At 71.3% G+C, this 13841-nt stretch carries 13 protein-coding genes; 10 read left to right on the forward strand and 3 right to left on the reverse strand.

Translation table 11 applies throughout. The features are described 5' to 3' along the window. Positions 1-88: 88 nt before the first annotated feature. On the reverse strand, positions 89-2224 hold the full coding sequence (locus AB5J56_RS41405; protein WP_369241032.1) for a SpoIIE family protein phosphatase: 2136 nt from the start codon (positions 2222-2224) through the stop codon (positions 89-91). A 361-nt stretch (positions 2225-2585) separates the two neighbouring features. On the opposite strand from AB5J56_RS41405, the gene AB5J56_RS41410 reads away from it, so the two are divergent. The 4 genes from AB5J56_RS41410 to AB5J56_RS41425 all read left to right on the forward strand — a co-directional run bounded on the left by AB5J56_RS41410 (position 2586) and on the right by AB5J56_RS41425 (position 7998). Continuing rightward, positions 2586-5270: a LuxR C-terminal-related transcriptional regulator gene (locus tag AB5J56_RS41410; RefSeq protein WP_369241034.1), complete on the forward strand. Its 2685-nt coding sequence runs from the start codon at positions 2586-2588 to the stop codon at positions 5268-5270. Positions 5271-5409: 139 nt separating this feature from the next. Next, positions 5410-7038: an MFS transporter gene (locus AB5J56_RS41415; RefSeq protein WP_369241036.1), complete on the forward strand. Its 1629-nt coding sequence runs from the start codon at positions 5410-5412 to the stop codon at positions 7036-7038. Between the two features lie 49 nt (positions 7039-7087). Then, entirely contained in the window at positions 7088-7606 is a 519-nt protein-coding gene (locus AB5J56_RS41420; RefSeq protein WP_369241038.1) for a hypothetical protein, read from the forward strand. A gap of 194 nt (positions 7607-7800) precedes the next feature. Continuing rightward, positions 7801-7998: a hypothetical protein gene (locus AB5J56_RS41425; protein ID WP_369241040.1), complete on the forward strand. Its 198-nt coding sequence runs from the start codon at positions 7801-7803 to the stop codon at positions 7996-7998. A gap of 63 nt (positions 7999-8061) precedes the next feature. Here AB5J56_RS41425 and AB5J56_RS41430 read toward each other — a convergent pair whose 3' ends face one another. Then, positions 8062-9471: a DUF2252 domain-containing protein gene (locus AB5J56_RS41430; RefSeq protein ID WP_369241042.1), complete on the reverse strand. Its 1410-nt coding sequence runs from the start codon at positions 9469-9471 to the stop codon at positions 8062-8064. Positions 9472-9736: 265 nt separating this feature from the next. On the opposite strand from AB5J56_RS41430, the gene AB5J56_RS41435 reads away from it, so the two are divergent. The 6 genes from AB5J56_RS41435 (at position 9737) to AB5J56_RS41460 (ending at position 13002) form a co-directional block, all read left to right on the forward strand. Next, positions 9737-10399 (forward strand): HdeD family acid-resistance protein, encoded by a 663-nt coding sequence (locus tag AB5J56_RS41435; RefSeq protein WP_369241044.1) that lies wholly within the window; start codon positions 9737-9739, stop codon positions 10397-10399. A 112-nt stretch (positions 10400-10511) separates the two neighbouring features. Then, positions 10512-10637 (forward strand): hypothetical protein, encoded by a 126-nt coding sequence (locus AB5J56_RS41440; RefSeq protein WP_369241046.1) that lies wholly within the window; start codon positions 10512-10514, stop codon positions 10635-10637. A gap of 2 nt (positions 10638-10639) precedes the next feature. Further along, positions 10640-11503: a YhjD/YihY/BrkB family envelope integrity protein gene (locus AB5J56_RS41445; RefSeq protein WP_369241048.1), complete on the forward strand. Its 864-nt coding sequence runs from the start codon at positions 10640-10642 to the stop codon at positions 11501-11503. Between the two features lie 140 nt (positions 11504-11643). Then, positions 11644-12102, forward strand: a complete 459-nt coding sequence (locus AB5J56_RS41450) for an SHOCT domain-containing protein (protein ID WP_369241050.1) — start codon at positions 11644-11646, stop codon at positions 12100-12102. 34 nt (positions 12103-12136) lie between these two features. Next, the gene (locus AB5J56_RS41455) at positions 12137-12553 is read left to right on the forward strand and encodes a hypothetical protein (protein WP_369241052.1); all 417 of its coding nucleotides are present in this window, start codon (positions 12137-12139) and stop codon (positions 12551-12553) included. Positions 12554-12714: 161 nt separating this feature from the next. Then, positions 12715-13002, forward strand: a complete 288-nt coding sequence (locus AB5J56_RS41460; protein ID WP_369241054.1) for a WhiB family transcriptional regulator — start codon at positions 12715-12717, stop codon at positions 13000-13002. Positions 13003-13031: 29 nt separating this feature from the next. Here the strand turns inward: AB5J56_RS41460 and AB5J56_RS41465 are convergent, their stop codons facing one another. After that, positions 13032-13673, reverse strand: a complete 642-nt coding sequence (locus AB5J56_RS41465) for a phosphoribosyltransferase (RefSeq protein WP_369241056.1) — start codon at positions 13671-13673, stop codon at positions 13032-13034. Positions 13674-13841 lie beyond the last annotated feature (168 nt).

Genomic DNA, 13841 nt, shown 5'->3' on the forward strand with positions numbered 1-13841 from the left:
GTACGTGTCGGCACACCGTAGGAAGACGCAGGTCAGGCGGACATGTGGTGGGACTACATACTTCTGTATCGGGGTGTGAGCGCGGCCCCTATGCCGGCGTGGGCGCTGAACCGGGATGTTGATCCGTGGCGGCGATGGACAGTGCCTGCTCGGTCCAGATGGTCTTGCCGGAATCCGTGTAGCGAGTGCCCCACGTCCGGGACAGCTGTGCCGAGATGAACAGGCCGCGGCCGCCCTCGTCGACCGTTGCGGCGTGGCGCAGATGCGGTGCGGCCGAGCCGGCGTCCCGCATCTCGCAGGTCAGGGTCCGGTCGCGGATCAGCCGGAGTTCCAGCGGTGGGCTGCCGTAGCGCACGGCGTTGGTGACCAGTTCACTGACGATGACCTGGGTGTCGAAGGAGGTCTCGTCGTCCACGCCCCACTTGGCGAGCTGTTCGCGGGTACGGCGTCGGGCGACGGCCACGGCGGCCGGGACGGGGTCGATCGGCCACGCCGCGAACATGTCGGGCGGAAAGGCCGCGGTGCGCGCGACGATCACCGCGGCGTCGCCGATGCCCAGACCTGCCGGGATCGCGTAGACGAGGGCGTCGCACAGGTCCCGCAGCGGGCGGTCGCGATAGTCCGGCGCCGACGACAACGGCCCCGAGGACTCGGCGAGATATGCGGTGAGCAGCGGGTCACTGGTGAACACCAGGACGCTGCCGTCCGGCACCTCGACGTCGACGGCCGCGAAGGGCGCTCCCTCCGGAGTGCCCAGCCGCGGCCCGGCCGGCGCGCCGGGAACGGTGACCGTACGGTCGGGGCGCACGACGAGCGGGGCCAGCCGGCCGGCCGCCGCCATCGCGCACGTGCCGGTCAGGGGGTCGTGTATCGCGTACACGCAGTCGGCGGCGAGTGTTTCGCGGTGCAGTGGATCGCCGAGCGGGAGCGCCGCCCGCTCGGCGGCGAGCTCGCCCGCGGTGTCGTGCAGACGGGCGAGAAGCTCGTCGGGGGCGAGGTCGAACGCCGCCAGGGACCGTACGGCGGTGCGCAGTTGACCCATGACCGCAGCCGCGTTCAGACCGCCCCCGGACACCGTGCCGACGACGAGGGCGGTACGGGCGCCGGAGAGGGCGATCGTGTCGTACCAGGCGCCGGGATCCGCGCCGGTGACGGAGAGGTAGGCGGTCTCCAGGGAGGCGCGGGCCTCCGGGTGGCGGGGCAGCAGCCGGCGCTGCACCGTGGCGGCGACCGTGTGCTCGCGCTCGTAGCGCCGCGCGTTGTCGAGGCACAGCGCCGCGTGCGTGGCCAGTTCGACCGCGAACTCCCCGTCACTTGCGTCGAAGGGGAGCGACGGGCCCGTGCGGTAGAGGGTCACGACGCCGAGGACCGCTCCGCGCAGAGCGAGCGGAACCACGAGGAGGGAATGCGCCTCCGCCGCCCGGATCGCCTCCGCCGCCGGGGGATCGACGGACAGCCACGGTACGGCCGGGTCCAGCGGGACCACCCGTGGACGCAGGTCGGCAAGGGCCTGGGTGACGGGGGTGGGGGCGGGCAGGCGGCGGACGTCGCCCACTGCATGGGCCTGAGGATGTCCCGTACGGCCGCCGCGGAACGCGGTGCGCATCACGGGCGTGCCCGTGGGCAGCGGGGCCAGCGGCGGGTCGTCGCCGCGGATCACGGCCTCCACCACCTCCACGATCGCGACGTCGGCGAACCCGGGGACCACGGTCGCCACGAGCTCCTCGCCGGTCACGGCCGGATCCAGGGACCGCCCCACGTTTCGTCGCAGGGCGTCGAGCACCTCGGTGCGGGCGCGGGCCCGCTCCCGTTCGGTGACGTCGACCGAGGTGACCGCCACGCCGAGCACCGGTCGTCCGGGGCTCGTGGGCTCCGCACCCGCCTCCAGGCGGAGTGCGCTCACCTCGAAGTACCGCTCCCGTGACGGGTCGGCCCGGACACGCGCCCGGACAATGTGCTGCAGCAGCGGGACTCCGGTGTCCAGCACCCCGCGCAGGAGCGCCTCCACGTCGGCGTCCTCGACCATGTCGTAGACGTCCCGAGCTGGGCGTCCCTGCACGTCGTCCAAGGGCATGCCCCGCATGGCGGGGGTGGCGGTGTTGACCCGCACCACGCGCAGATCCGTGTCGAGCAGGTGGAGTCCGACGGGTGACTGTGTGAACAGCGCCTCCAGCATCGAGGCCGCCGTCGCGTCCTTGCGCCGCCTCGGATCGCCGTGCGCCACGGGGACCACCTCCGAGCTCCGTCCAGCGCGACTCCGGCGCACGTCCGCCCCGTCTCGGGGCGCGCTTCCAGCGTGCTCCGCGGCTCGCGTGGCCGCACCCGCAGCAGGCCGGGGCAGGGCGCCGAGACGGGGTGAGGGGACTGAGGTGGGCGGGTTGAGGAAACTCACTCACGGTGGGGGAGGCCCGCAGGCGTCGCCGCCCCCGCGTCGCGTCGCCGAGCCGCCCGAGTCGCGTGCCGGTGCCGTTCGACCCGCCCCAGAGGGACCACCGGGCCCTGTGCGGTGCGCAGGTGCGCCGGAACACTGGGATGCTGTGAAGGGAGCGCTGCCAGTGACCTGAGGGACCGCGGTGGTGAGTGCCATGACCGGGTGGGAAGCGATCGATCGGGAACCGGCCACGCCGGGCACCGATCCCCGCGGAGACCCGTTCCTGCGCACACGGTTCGCCGTACCGACGCGCCCCGCGACGTTCCTGCGCCGGGAGCGGTTGGTCAGGCATCTCGACCAGGCCCTGCAGACGCCGCTGACCTTGGTCAACGGCGCTGCGGGTGCGGGCAAGACCCTGCTGGTCGCCGACTGGACCGCGAAGCAGCCCCGGCCCGTCGCCTGGCTCACCAACGACATGGCCGACCAGGGCTCCGGGATGTTCTGGGCGTACCTCCTCCAAGCCCTTGGCGTCTGCGGTGTGCCGCCGCCCGTCGGGGGTGCCTCCCCAGTGGACGCGAACCACGTGGACCATGCGCTGCTCGCGCGACTCGCCGCCGGCCTGAGCGCCCGGGACCGACCCGTGACCGTCGTACTCGACGAATACGACCGGGTGAGCGACCCGGAGATCGCGGAGCAGCTGGAATTCGTGCTGCACCATGCGGGCGGGGGCATGCACCTGGTTCTCGTCACCCGCACCGAGCCGCTGCTCCCGTTGCATCGCTACCGTGCGGGCGGCGAGATGACGGAGATCAGGAACGCGGAACTGGCCTTCACCCCCGAGGAAGCCGCCGCCCTGCTGGAAGTGCATGGTCTGCGCCTTCCGGTGCACGCGGCGCGCGCACTCGTGGAGCGCACCCGAGGCTGGGCCGCAGGTCTGCGGCTGTGCGCACTGGCCGCGCAGCAGAGCCCGGATCCGGAGACGTATCTGAAGGACTTCGAGGCCGACCGTACGGCCGTGGCCGACTTCCTGCTGGCAGAGGTCCTCAAGCGGCAGACGCCCGAGACACAGGATCTCCTTCTGCGGGTCAGCGTCCTCGACCGCTTCTGTCCCGAACTGGCGAACGCGCTGACGGGGCGCGCCGATGCCGAGCCCATCCTGACCGGACTGCACCGCGAGAACGCGTTCGTCGAGCGGCTCGGGCACTCCTGGTACCGCCTCCACCCGCTGTTCGGGGAGATCCTCGGTGCCCATCTTCGGGTGCGCCTTCCCGGTCTGGAGCCTGAGCTCCACCGACGGGCCGCGCGGTGGCTGCGGCGCCGCGGATCTCTTGCCGAGACACTCGGTCACGGGGCCGCCGCGGGGGACTGGGAGTTCACCGCCGGTGCCCTCGTCGACGACCTCGCGATCGGCCGGCTCTTCACCGGCCTGGGCCACGACGACCTGGCCGAGCTGTTCTCGCGGATGGAACCGGAGGCCGCGAGCCCGGCCGCCGATCTCGTGCGGGCGGCCCGTGAGCTGTCCCGGAGCGAGCTCGACCGCGGGCTGGCCCATCTGCAGCACGCCGAGCAGAGCCTGGCGGCGGAGCGGATGCCGACGGGTGACGCATCGTCCGGCCGGGCGGCAGCTCTGCTGACCTGCGCCCTGCTGGAAGCCCTGGCGGCCCGGCTGACCGGTTCGCCGCAAAGAGCGGAGGAGGCCGCGGAGGAGGCCGGGAGAATCCGGGAGGACGTGCCCGCCCGGCTCCTGGACGAACATCCCGAGCTCACCGCCCTCCTGCTGACCCATCTCGGCTCCACCCGGCTGTGGGCCGGGCGCTTCGGGGACGCGCGTGCGGCCCTGACCGAGGTGGCCGGCGGCGACGGCGGAGATGCGACGGCGCTCCCGCGCGAGGAGTGCCTGGGCCATCTCGCCCTGATCGACTACCTCCAGGGCTGGCCCGGCAGGGCGGAACGCAGGGCTCTGGCGGCCATGACCGGGACGGGGCGCTTCAGCCTCCCCCAGGCCTCCGGATCCGGTATCGGGTTGCTGGTCCTCGCCGCCGTCGCCGTCGACCGCAATGAACTCGACCGGGCTCAGGCCCTCCTCGACGCGGCGGCCGACGTGGACCACACGATGCGGGACCCGGTGACGGAAGCGGGCCGGGCCATCGCCACCGCTCGGCTGCTGCTGGCCCGCGGCGACACGAAGGCCTCGCTCGAAGCGGCGGAACCGGTCGTCGCAAACGTGGTCTCCCCCTGGGCGGAAGGACAGGCGGCGCTCGTGGCCTCGGCCGCGCACCTGGCCGAAGGGCGGCCGGAGACGGCCGCGAAGCTGCTGCAGGCGGTGCCCGACAGCCAGCCGGCCTGTGTGGTGGGTGCCGCACGGGCCCAGCTCGCCGCAGGCGAACCCGGCGCGGCGATCGAGCTGCTCGACAGAGCGCATCCCGAAGGCCGCACCGGCCCCGCGGTGACCGTACGGGCTTCGCTGGTCAGGGCGCAGGCCGCGGACGAGGCGGGGGATGCCGTCGCCTCGCGCAGGCTCCTGGCCCATGCCCTTCACGAGGCACGGCGCGAGCGGCTGCGGCGCCCGTTCACCGAGGCCGGACCCTGGATCCGGCCGCTGCTGGGCACCGTGCCCCTGAGCGGGCTGGCCGCGGGCTGGCTCATCCCCGGCCTGCCGCACGGCGGGCCGCCGCGGCCCGAGGACCGGCTGCCGGCCCCGGTCGTGGAGGCGCTGAGCGCCCGCGAGCGCGATGTACTGCAACGGCTGGCCCAGATGATGTCGACCGAAGAGATCGCCGCCGATCTCTACGTCTCGGTCAACACGGTCAAGACCCATCTCAAGAGCGTCTACCGGAAGCTCGCGGTGAACCGGCGTCACGACGCGGTGCGTCGCGCGCGCGAGCTGCGGCTGCTGTGACCGCACGGCAGCTTCGCCCGTGAGGGGTGAGGCGCGGGGTGAGTTCTTCGGCTGCGATGAAGGTGGCGGCCGGGCGTATGGCCCGCCGTTGCCGGCCGACTACGTCGGCTTGCCAGGCCGACTCGGCGAGGTGGACACGGTGACGCACTGGCGAGCGCTGATCGTCCTGGGCACCGCGCAGTTCCTCATGGTCCTCGATACGTCCGTGATGAACGTGTCGATCAGTCAACTGGTCGAGGACTTCGACACGGAGGTCACCGCCATCCAGGCCGTCATCACCCTGTACTCGCTGGTCATGGCGGCATTCATGCTCATCGGAGGCCGACTCGGTGACATCTTCGGCCGACGGCGCCTCTTCCTCCTCGGCCTCGTCGTCTACGGCATCGGGTCGGCGCTGACGGCTGTGGCCCCCACTCTGTGGGTCCTCGCGCTGGGCTGGTCGGTGATCGAAGGGCTCGGCGCCGCGATGGTGCTGCCCGCCATGGCGGCCCTCGTGGCCGAGTCCTACCGCGGCCGGGACCGAGCCGTCGCCTACGGCGTCATCGGCGGACTCGCCGGGGCCGGAATCGCCGTCGGCCCGCTGCTGGGCGGCTGGGTGACGACATACCTCACCTGGCGGCTGGTGTTCGCGGGTGAGGTGGTGGTCGTCGCGGCCGTCCTGTGCTTCCGTCGAGTGATCAAGGAATCCCCCCGGACCGGTCCGGCCCCCCGGCTGGACGGGGTCGGTGCCGCGCTCGCGGCGGCCGGGCTGGCGCTGGGCGTGCTCGGTGTGCTGCAGAGCGGTACCTGGGGGTGGGTGCAGCCCGCCAACCCGCCCTTCACCGTACTGGGCTTCGCGCCGACGCTGTTCGTGATCGGCGCCGGCGTCCTCGTACTGGCCGTCTTCCTGCACTGGGAGCGGCGCCGGGAGGCCCAGGGAGCCGAGCCTCTGGTGCATCTGCCCCTGCTGAAGAAACCCGCCCTGCGATCCGGGCTGATGTGCCTGCTGAGCCAGAACCTCATCCTGCTGGGACTGTTCTTCACCATCCCGCTGTACCTACAGGTCGTTCAGGGGTTCGACGCCTTCCAGACGGGCCTGCGGCTGCTCCCGGTGTCGGTCACCATGCTCGCGGCCTCCGTGATCGCCTCCCGGCTGGGACGGGTGGCCGGACCGCGCCGGGTGGTGCGAGGCGCCCTGGTGACGCTGGCCGCCGCCATCGTGTGGCTGCTGGCCACCATCGACCCGGACATCGACGACGCGCAGTTCGCCGGAGCCATGGCCCTGCTCGGCGTGGGCATGGGCCTGCTCGCCTCGCAGCTCGGCAACGTCGTCCAGTCCAGCGTGGGCGAGGAGGAGCGCAGCGAGGTCGGAGGACTCCAGTTCACAGCCCAGAACCTCGGCTCCGCGCTGGGCACGGCACTGATCGGTTCGCTGCTCATCGGTGCCCTGGCCCACGCCTTCACCACGCAGGTGGAGGACGACGCACGGCTGTCCGCGGAAGCCCGGCAGCAGACGAGCACGGCTCTCGAAGCCGGGATCAGCTTCGTGCCCACCGACCAGGTGACTTCGGCCGCCGAAAGCGTCGGGCTGCCTCCCCCGGAGGTCGACGCCCTCACGGACTCGTACGCGTCGTCCCAGCTCGACGGTCTGAAGGCGGCGATCCTCGCCACCGGAGGGATCACAGTCGCCAGCTTCCTGGTCACAGGCCACCTGCCGACGGGGACAGCAGGCCGCCCGAAGCAGCCCGGCACCGACGAAAGGGCCGACGCGGCCGACTCGACCGGCTGACTCCGAGCGGACGCGATCGGCTCGACCCACTGACTCCGAAGGGACCGAGATGTCCAGGACCGAGCACGGAACGGTCCCAGAGAGCACCGCCGAGCGCCGGGCGCGCGCCGACTACACCGGTGGCGTCTACGGATCCATGCTCGCGGCGTCGGTGATCGTCGGCGCCGGCGCCCTGGGCGATTTCCCGCGCCTGGAGCTGGTGCTGCTGCTGTTGCTCACCGGCGTCGCCTTCTGGATCGCCCATGTGCACGCGCAGCTGTTCGGGGCGCGCCTGGCACAGCACAGCCTGGATCGCCGGGTCGTGCTGCACGTGTGCCGCGACGAGTGGCCGATCGTGAAAGCCGCCGTCCCCCCGGCCGTCGCCGTCGCCGTCAGCCCCTTGCTCGGCCTCGACGTACCAGGTGCCCTGTGGCTGGCGCTCGCGGTTGCCGTGGCGGGTCAGGTCGGCTGGTCGGCGGCCGCGGCGCGCAGCGCCGGCGCCTCCTGGCGCCTGGTGTCCGCCACCGCCTCGGTGAATCTGGTGCTGGGTCTGCTGATCATCTCGTTCAAGATCTTTCTGAAGCACTGATCTTTCTGAAGCACTGGTCTCTCAGAGGCACTGATCTTCCTGGAGCGCCGGTCTTCACACGGCATGGGCGGAGGTGGGACGGGTGCGTGGCGACGAATCACCTCCGCGGGGTGAGGCCGGGCGCTGTGCCGGGTCGGAGGATCACAGGGAAGGGCACAGCGCGCCTGTGCCGGGCCACCGGGGGAGAGCAGCTCATGCGCTATGAGATCCGCGTCGAAGGACACATGTCGGACACGCTGGCCACAGCTTTTCCGGAACTTGACCACGTGTTGATGTCCGGTCAGACGGTGCTGTACGGCTCCGTCGTCGACGAAGCGCACCTGTACGGTCTGCTGGCCCGCTGCCAGTCTCTGGGGCTACGGGTCCTGGAGATGCGCCAGCTGCCGGAGTAACGCGTCGGTACGACGTGCCGTACGACGTCGGCTTTGCACGACGACCGCTCAGAGGGTCTCGGCTCAGAGTGTCTCGGCGTGGATCCTGCCGGAGCGGACTGCGGCGCCCAGTTCCTCGAAGTCCCGCTCGTTCTGGTCGGCGTAGGCCTGGGCGAACTCGGTCAGCGCGCGGTCGAAGCGGTCGCTCCCGCCCAGATAGGCGGCGATGGCGACGGGGTCGCCGGAGCGGGCGTGGGCGCGCGCCAGGGAGGCCCCGCACAACTGCGCGAACAGGCGGAGATCGGCAGGATCCATCATGTCCGGCCGCGCGATGCCCTTCCAGTCCCGCAGCTGGCGCACGTAGAAGTCCCGGCCGTGTCCGTCGAGGCCCACGACGTGGGTCCAGCCGAGGAAGATGTCACTGTGCGTCTGGATCAGCCGCTGTCCCGCCACCACCCGGCGGCCCTGGTTGTCGTAGTGGTCGCCGCCCGTGTGTGCGGCGAGGACCGACTCCTGCGCCTCCTTGGCCTGCAGCAGCAGAGGGTCGGCGTCGTCCGTGCCGATCAGCAGCAGGATCCAGCAGCGCGTTCCGACGCTGCCGACGCCCACCACCTTCCGGGCCATGTCGACCAGGTGGTAGTGACGCAGGAGGTGGCGCCGCTCGGAGGAGAGAGTGCGCGCGTAGCCCTCCAGGACGCTCTGGAGCTCCTTCTCCTGCGCATCGTCGGAGGGGTCCTGCAGCAGATCCCGGAGCGGAGTGATCAGCGGCGGGTCCGGTGCGATCCGCCGGCCCTCGGCGGTCACCCGGGTGAGCTTCTCGAAGGCCTGGAGGTGGGTGCGGGTACGAGCGCGTGCCGTCGCCTCGGCGGTACGGCGCCTGGCCTGCTTGCCCATCGACGAGGCCAGCAGTTCCCGCAGCTGGTCGGCGTCGTCCTGCGCGTACCAGATGTCCAGGGTGCCCATGCCGGCGAACTCGCGCATCCGCTGCCGGTAGGCCTTCACGCAGGTGCGCACCGCGCCGCTCTGCTCCTTGACCGAGAAGCCGTTGGCCCGGCCCGCGATCGCGAAGCTGGCCGCCAGCCGCTTGACGTCCCACTCGAAAGGACCGGCAAGGGTCTCGTCGAAGTCGTTGATGTCGAAGACCAGATGACGCTCGGGCGAGGCCAGCAGCCGGAAGTTGAGCAGGTGAGCGTCCCCGCAGAGCTGCACCGTCAGGCCGGTGTTCGGGACGGGCCCGAGGTCCGACGCCATGATCGCCGCCGCACCGCGGTAGAAGCGGAACGGGGATTCGAGCATGCGGCCGTAGCGGATCGGAATCAACTCGGGCAGTCGCGTCGCTGATTGACGCGCTATCACGTCGAGGGGATCAGGTCGTTCCTTCTCCGTCTCGAACCAGCCGTGGCAGGAACGCGAGGCGCGCGTGCGCGCGCTTCTTCCGTAAGCCGTCCGCTCGGACGGCGACAGGGACGCCGTGAATTCGCTCGGTATGGCCATGGCTCGAACCTCCGCCTGTGCACCCGTTCAGGGGGCGGCGGTGACTCAGCCCGCCGCGATCCACACGCCGCGCGCGACGGGCAGGGCCCTCGCTCGCCGACGCATGTCTCCAGCACCCACCTCACCGCTCCGGCGGTGCGCACGGATCACCCGCCGGGGGTGACCCGGTTTCCGGCGGTGGGCGGGACGCTGGCCCGGTGAGGTCCCCGCACACCGCCCCGTCGGCGGTCCGGGAGCGACGCGCTCGATCGCGCGAGGAGGAGCCATGACCGTATCGCGTGGTCCGGCACCGCGTACCGGACCGGAAGACATGCCCGACGGGGCGACCCCGGGGCCGGCGGAAGACCCTGCGGAAGTGCTGGCGAAACTAGGGCGCTCCTGGACCTGGATCCTGGGCTCCGCCATCGCCACGCTCGTGCCGGGCGTCCTGGTCCTGGTCTGGCCGGACGAGACCCTGCACGTCCTGGCGGTCCTCATCGGTCTGTACCTGCTGGTGATCGGAGCGTTCCGGTTCGTCGCTTCCTTCGCCCGGGACGACCACGGCGAACGGCTGCCCGGCTTGCTCCTCGCGGTGCTGTACGTCCTGGCCGGGGTGCTCTGCCTGCGGAACCCGATGCAGACCATCGCCGCGCTCTCGCTGATCGTCGGGATCGTCTGGCTGGTCTCCGGCATCCTCACCCTCTACACGGCCATCGCCGCCAAGGACCTGCCTCACCGTGGCTTCGTCGTGGGCATCGCGGTGATCGGTATCGTCGCCGGGATCGTGGTGCTGGCCCTGCCGTCCGAATCGGCCCGAGCGCTGACCCGGCTGCTGGGCCTGTGGCTCGTCCTGCTGGGCCTCGGCGAGGCGGCTCTCGCCTTCGCATGGCGAGCGGCACTGCGCAGGTCGGGTGTCGCGGGGCCGCAGGACCCCGCCGGAACCCCCTGAGACATCCGCTCGACGCTGTGGACCGTTCGCGGGCGCCCCGGAGAAGGCCTGGCGCAGTCCCGGTGACCCGACGCGATTGCTCCCGGGCCGCCCGACACCTTACGGAGGAGCCATGGTCACGGGCGGGCACCCGGGTTCTCCGCTCTCCGGCGGCGCCGCGGAGACCGGCCATGTCCTGACCGTCCGGGAACGGGCGGAGTGGGAGTGGGAGCGGCCGCACCGGGCCGCGGTCCGGTGACCATGGCCAGGAAGCCCGCCCCCGCTCCGCCCTCGCGCGGCGGCCGGGCGGAGCGGGTCGCGGCGAGCCTGCGGTCGGGCCCCGTCGCCCGGCTGCTGGCCCGGCTGATGGCGCTCAACATCGTGGAGGGCTCCGTGCGGCTGGCCGCGCAGGCCTTCCTCGCCGCACTCCCGCTGCTGATGACGGTGGCGGCCTTCGCGCCGCACGGGGTTCAGGACATGCTGGCCGACTCCCTCCGCTCGGTGCTGGGCCTGCGCGACGACACGCTCGACGAGGTGCGCAGCACCTTTTCCGCCTCTGGGACGGCACGAGATTCCGTCGGAGCCGTGGGAGTGCTGGTCACACTCGTCTCCGCGACCTCGTTCAGCCGCGCGCTGCAGGCGGTGTGCGAACGGTGCTGGCACCTTCCCAGGGCACCACTGCGGGCCGTCGTCTGGCGGTGGCTGCTCTGGCTGATGGTCTGGCCGGCCGTGCTCCTGGTCCAGGCGCCGCTGCGGGACGGTTTCGGCACCGGCCCGGTGACCGGGCTGCTGCTGTCGGTGCTGTCCGCGGCGCCCCTGTGGTGGTGGACCCAGCATCTGCTGCTGGGCGGCAGGATCGGCTGGCGAGACCTCGTGCCGGGAGCGCTGCTGGCGGGCACGGGCACGGTGGTGCTGAGCTGGGCGGCTCACCTGTTCATGCCTACGGCCATGGCGCGCAGCCTCGACGAGTTCGGTCCCCTCGGACCGGTCTTCACCTTCCTGTCCTGGCTGATCGCCGTCTTCCTGGTGGCCGTCTCGGGCCTGGCGCTCGGCGAGGCCGTCGCGTCGTCCACGTGGTACCGGACGACCTTCGCCGCGCGCCACGGCGCGAGGGCGGACCGGTGAGCCGACCCGCGGACCACTGCTCCCGGAGGATCCGTTCACCCTCCTCGGGTGAGGCGACCAGGTGCTTGCCGTGGGCACGCTGAAAACGGCAGAGAACTGCTGCCGGGCCAGTGCCCGGAACGTAGGAGAGGAGTCGGCAGATGTACCTCGCGTACGACTATCCGCTGTTGAGCGTCTTCTGGTCGATGCTGTGGTTCTTCCTGTGGATCATGTGGTTCATCCTGCTCTTCCGGATCGTCGGAGACATCTTCCGTGACGACGCCCTGAGCGGCTGGGCCAAGGCCGGCTGGCTGGTCTTCGTCATCGTCCTGCCGTTCCTGGGCATCCTGGTCTACGTGATCGCCCGCGGTAAGAACATGGGTCGCCGGGAGATCGCGCAGGCGCGTGATCAGCAGAGGGACTTCGACGAGTACATCCGACAGACCGCCAAGGGCGGCGAAGACCGGCCCAGCAGCGTCGACGAACTCGCCAAGCTCTCCGAGATCCGTGCCCGCGGCGACATCACGGACGAGGAGTTCCGCAGGGCGAAGGATCTGGTCCTGAGTGGCGCCGGGCCGTCTCGGCCCGCGGGCGCCGCCGACTCCACCCCTGGTGGCTGAGGACGCCTCCACGACACTGAAACGAGGCAGCGGAATGACTGCGACACACACTGCGCACGCCCACTCGGCCAAGGGCGCATGGGCCGAGGGCCTGACGGTATTCGCAGCGGTCATGCTCATGATCGCGGGGGTACTCGACATCTGCCGGGGCATCATGGGGATCGCCGAGGACGACGTATTCGTCAACACACGCAACTACGTCTTCCAGTTCGACCTCACCGGCTGGGGTTGGGTCCACCTCGCCCTCGGCGTGGTCGCTGTGATCGTCAGTCTCGGCCTCTTCACGGCGTCGATGTGGGCGCGTGTCGCCGGGGTGGGCATCGCCGGACTCATCATCATCGCCAACTTCCTCTCCCTGCCGTACTACCCGGTCTGGTCGATCGTGATGATCGCCTTCTCGGGGTTCATCATCTGGGCCCTGTGCGTGATCCGGCCGGACGAGAGCCCCTAGCTGCCGAGAGCCCCTGGCCGGGGGGCAGGTTCCGGCCGATGCCGGAGCCGACGCGCTGATCGGGGCCTCCCCTCCGTTTCCGTCCGAGTTCTGCGGGCACTCGCACGAGCGCGGTCCCGCTGGACGCGGTGAACCAGGAGCGGCCTGTAGGGGAGAAGGGCATGGAGTGGTTGCGAAGGGCGGTTTGCACGGATGTGGATCCCGAGCTGTTCTTCCCGGTCGGCACCACCGGCCCCGCGCTGCAGGAGGAGCGGGCGGCGAAGCAGATCTGCGCCCGCTGCCCGGTGATCAGTGATTGTCTGGACTGGGCCCTCGCGACCGGACAGGCCTTCGGGGTGTGGGGCGGAACCTGCGAGGAGGAGCGCTCGGCCATGCGGCGGTACGTCCTGGACGCGTGTGCCGGTCAGGATGATCGCGCGCAACCCGTCATGACCCGTACAGAACCCTGACCGTCATGGCCCGTGGAGAACCCTGACTGTCATGACCCATGCAGAATCTTGAGCACTTCGTCGTCCGTCACCTGGTCGAAGTCCTCGTACCAGACCCCGACCGCCGTGAACGACACGGGCTGGTGGAGACAGACGACGTCGTCCACCTCGTCGCGCAGCAGGCGGGCGGCCTCCGGCGAGCACACCGGGACGGCGAGCGTGATGCGAGCGGGGTCGCGGTGCCGTAGGGAACGGACGGCGGCGAACGCGGTGGCACCGGTGGCCATGCCGTCGTCGACCACGACGGCCGTGCGGCCGGTGAGTTCAGGGGGCGGCTTGCCCTCGCGGTAGAGCCGCTCCCGCCGGTGCAGCTCCTCCCGTTCCCTTTCGACCACGGGTGCGAGCGCCGCCGCGCTGAGGCCGAGGCGGTCAAACGCCTGCTCGGCGAAGAGCGGCTTGTCGTCCCCGGCGATCGCTCCGACGGCGAACTCGGGCTGGAACGGCGCCCCGATCTTCCGCACGACGAGCACATCCAGCGGTGCGTCCAGCGCCCGCGCGATCTCGTCGGCGACCACGACACCTCCGCGGGGCAGGGCGAGGACGACCGGTTCCGGCAGAGCCCCTTCGTCGTACTGCGTACGCAGTCGCTCGGCCAGGGCCGCACCCGCCTGTCTGCGGTCGGTGAATCGCATGACGTTCACTCCCTTCGCCGCGCTGAGAGCTGCGAGGACCGCACCCACGCCGCGTTCCCCTGCTGCCATCGGTTATGCAGAAGCAGGCCGTCTGTCGAGGCCCCTGCCCGGGTCGGCGTGTGGGGCCCGCGCACCTTGCCCGTCGCCAGATCTCTTTACGCGGCTGTC

Source organism: Streptomyces sp. R21 (assembly GCF_041051975.1).
Lineage (GTDB): Bacteria > Actinomycetota > Actinomycetes > Streptomycetales > Streptomycetaceae > Streptomyces.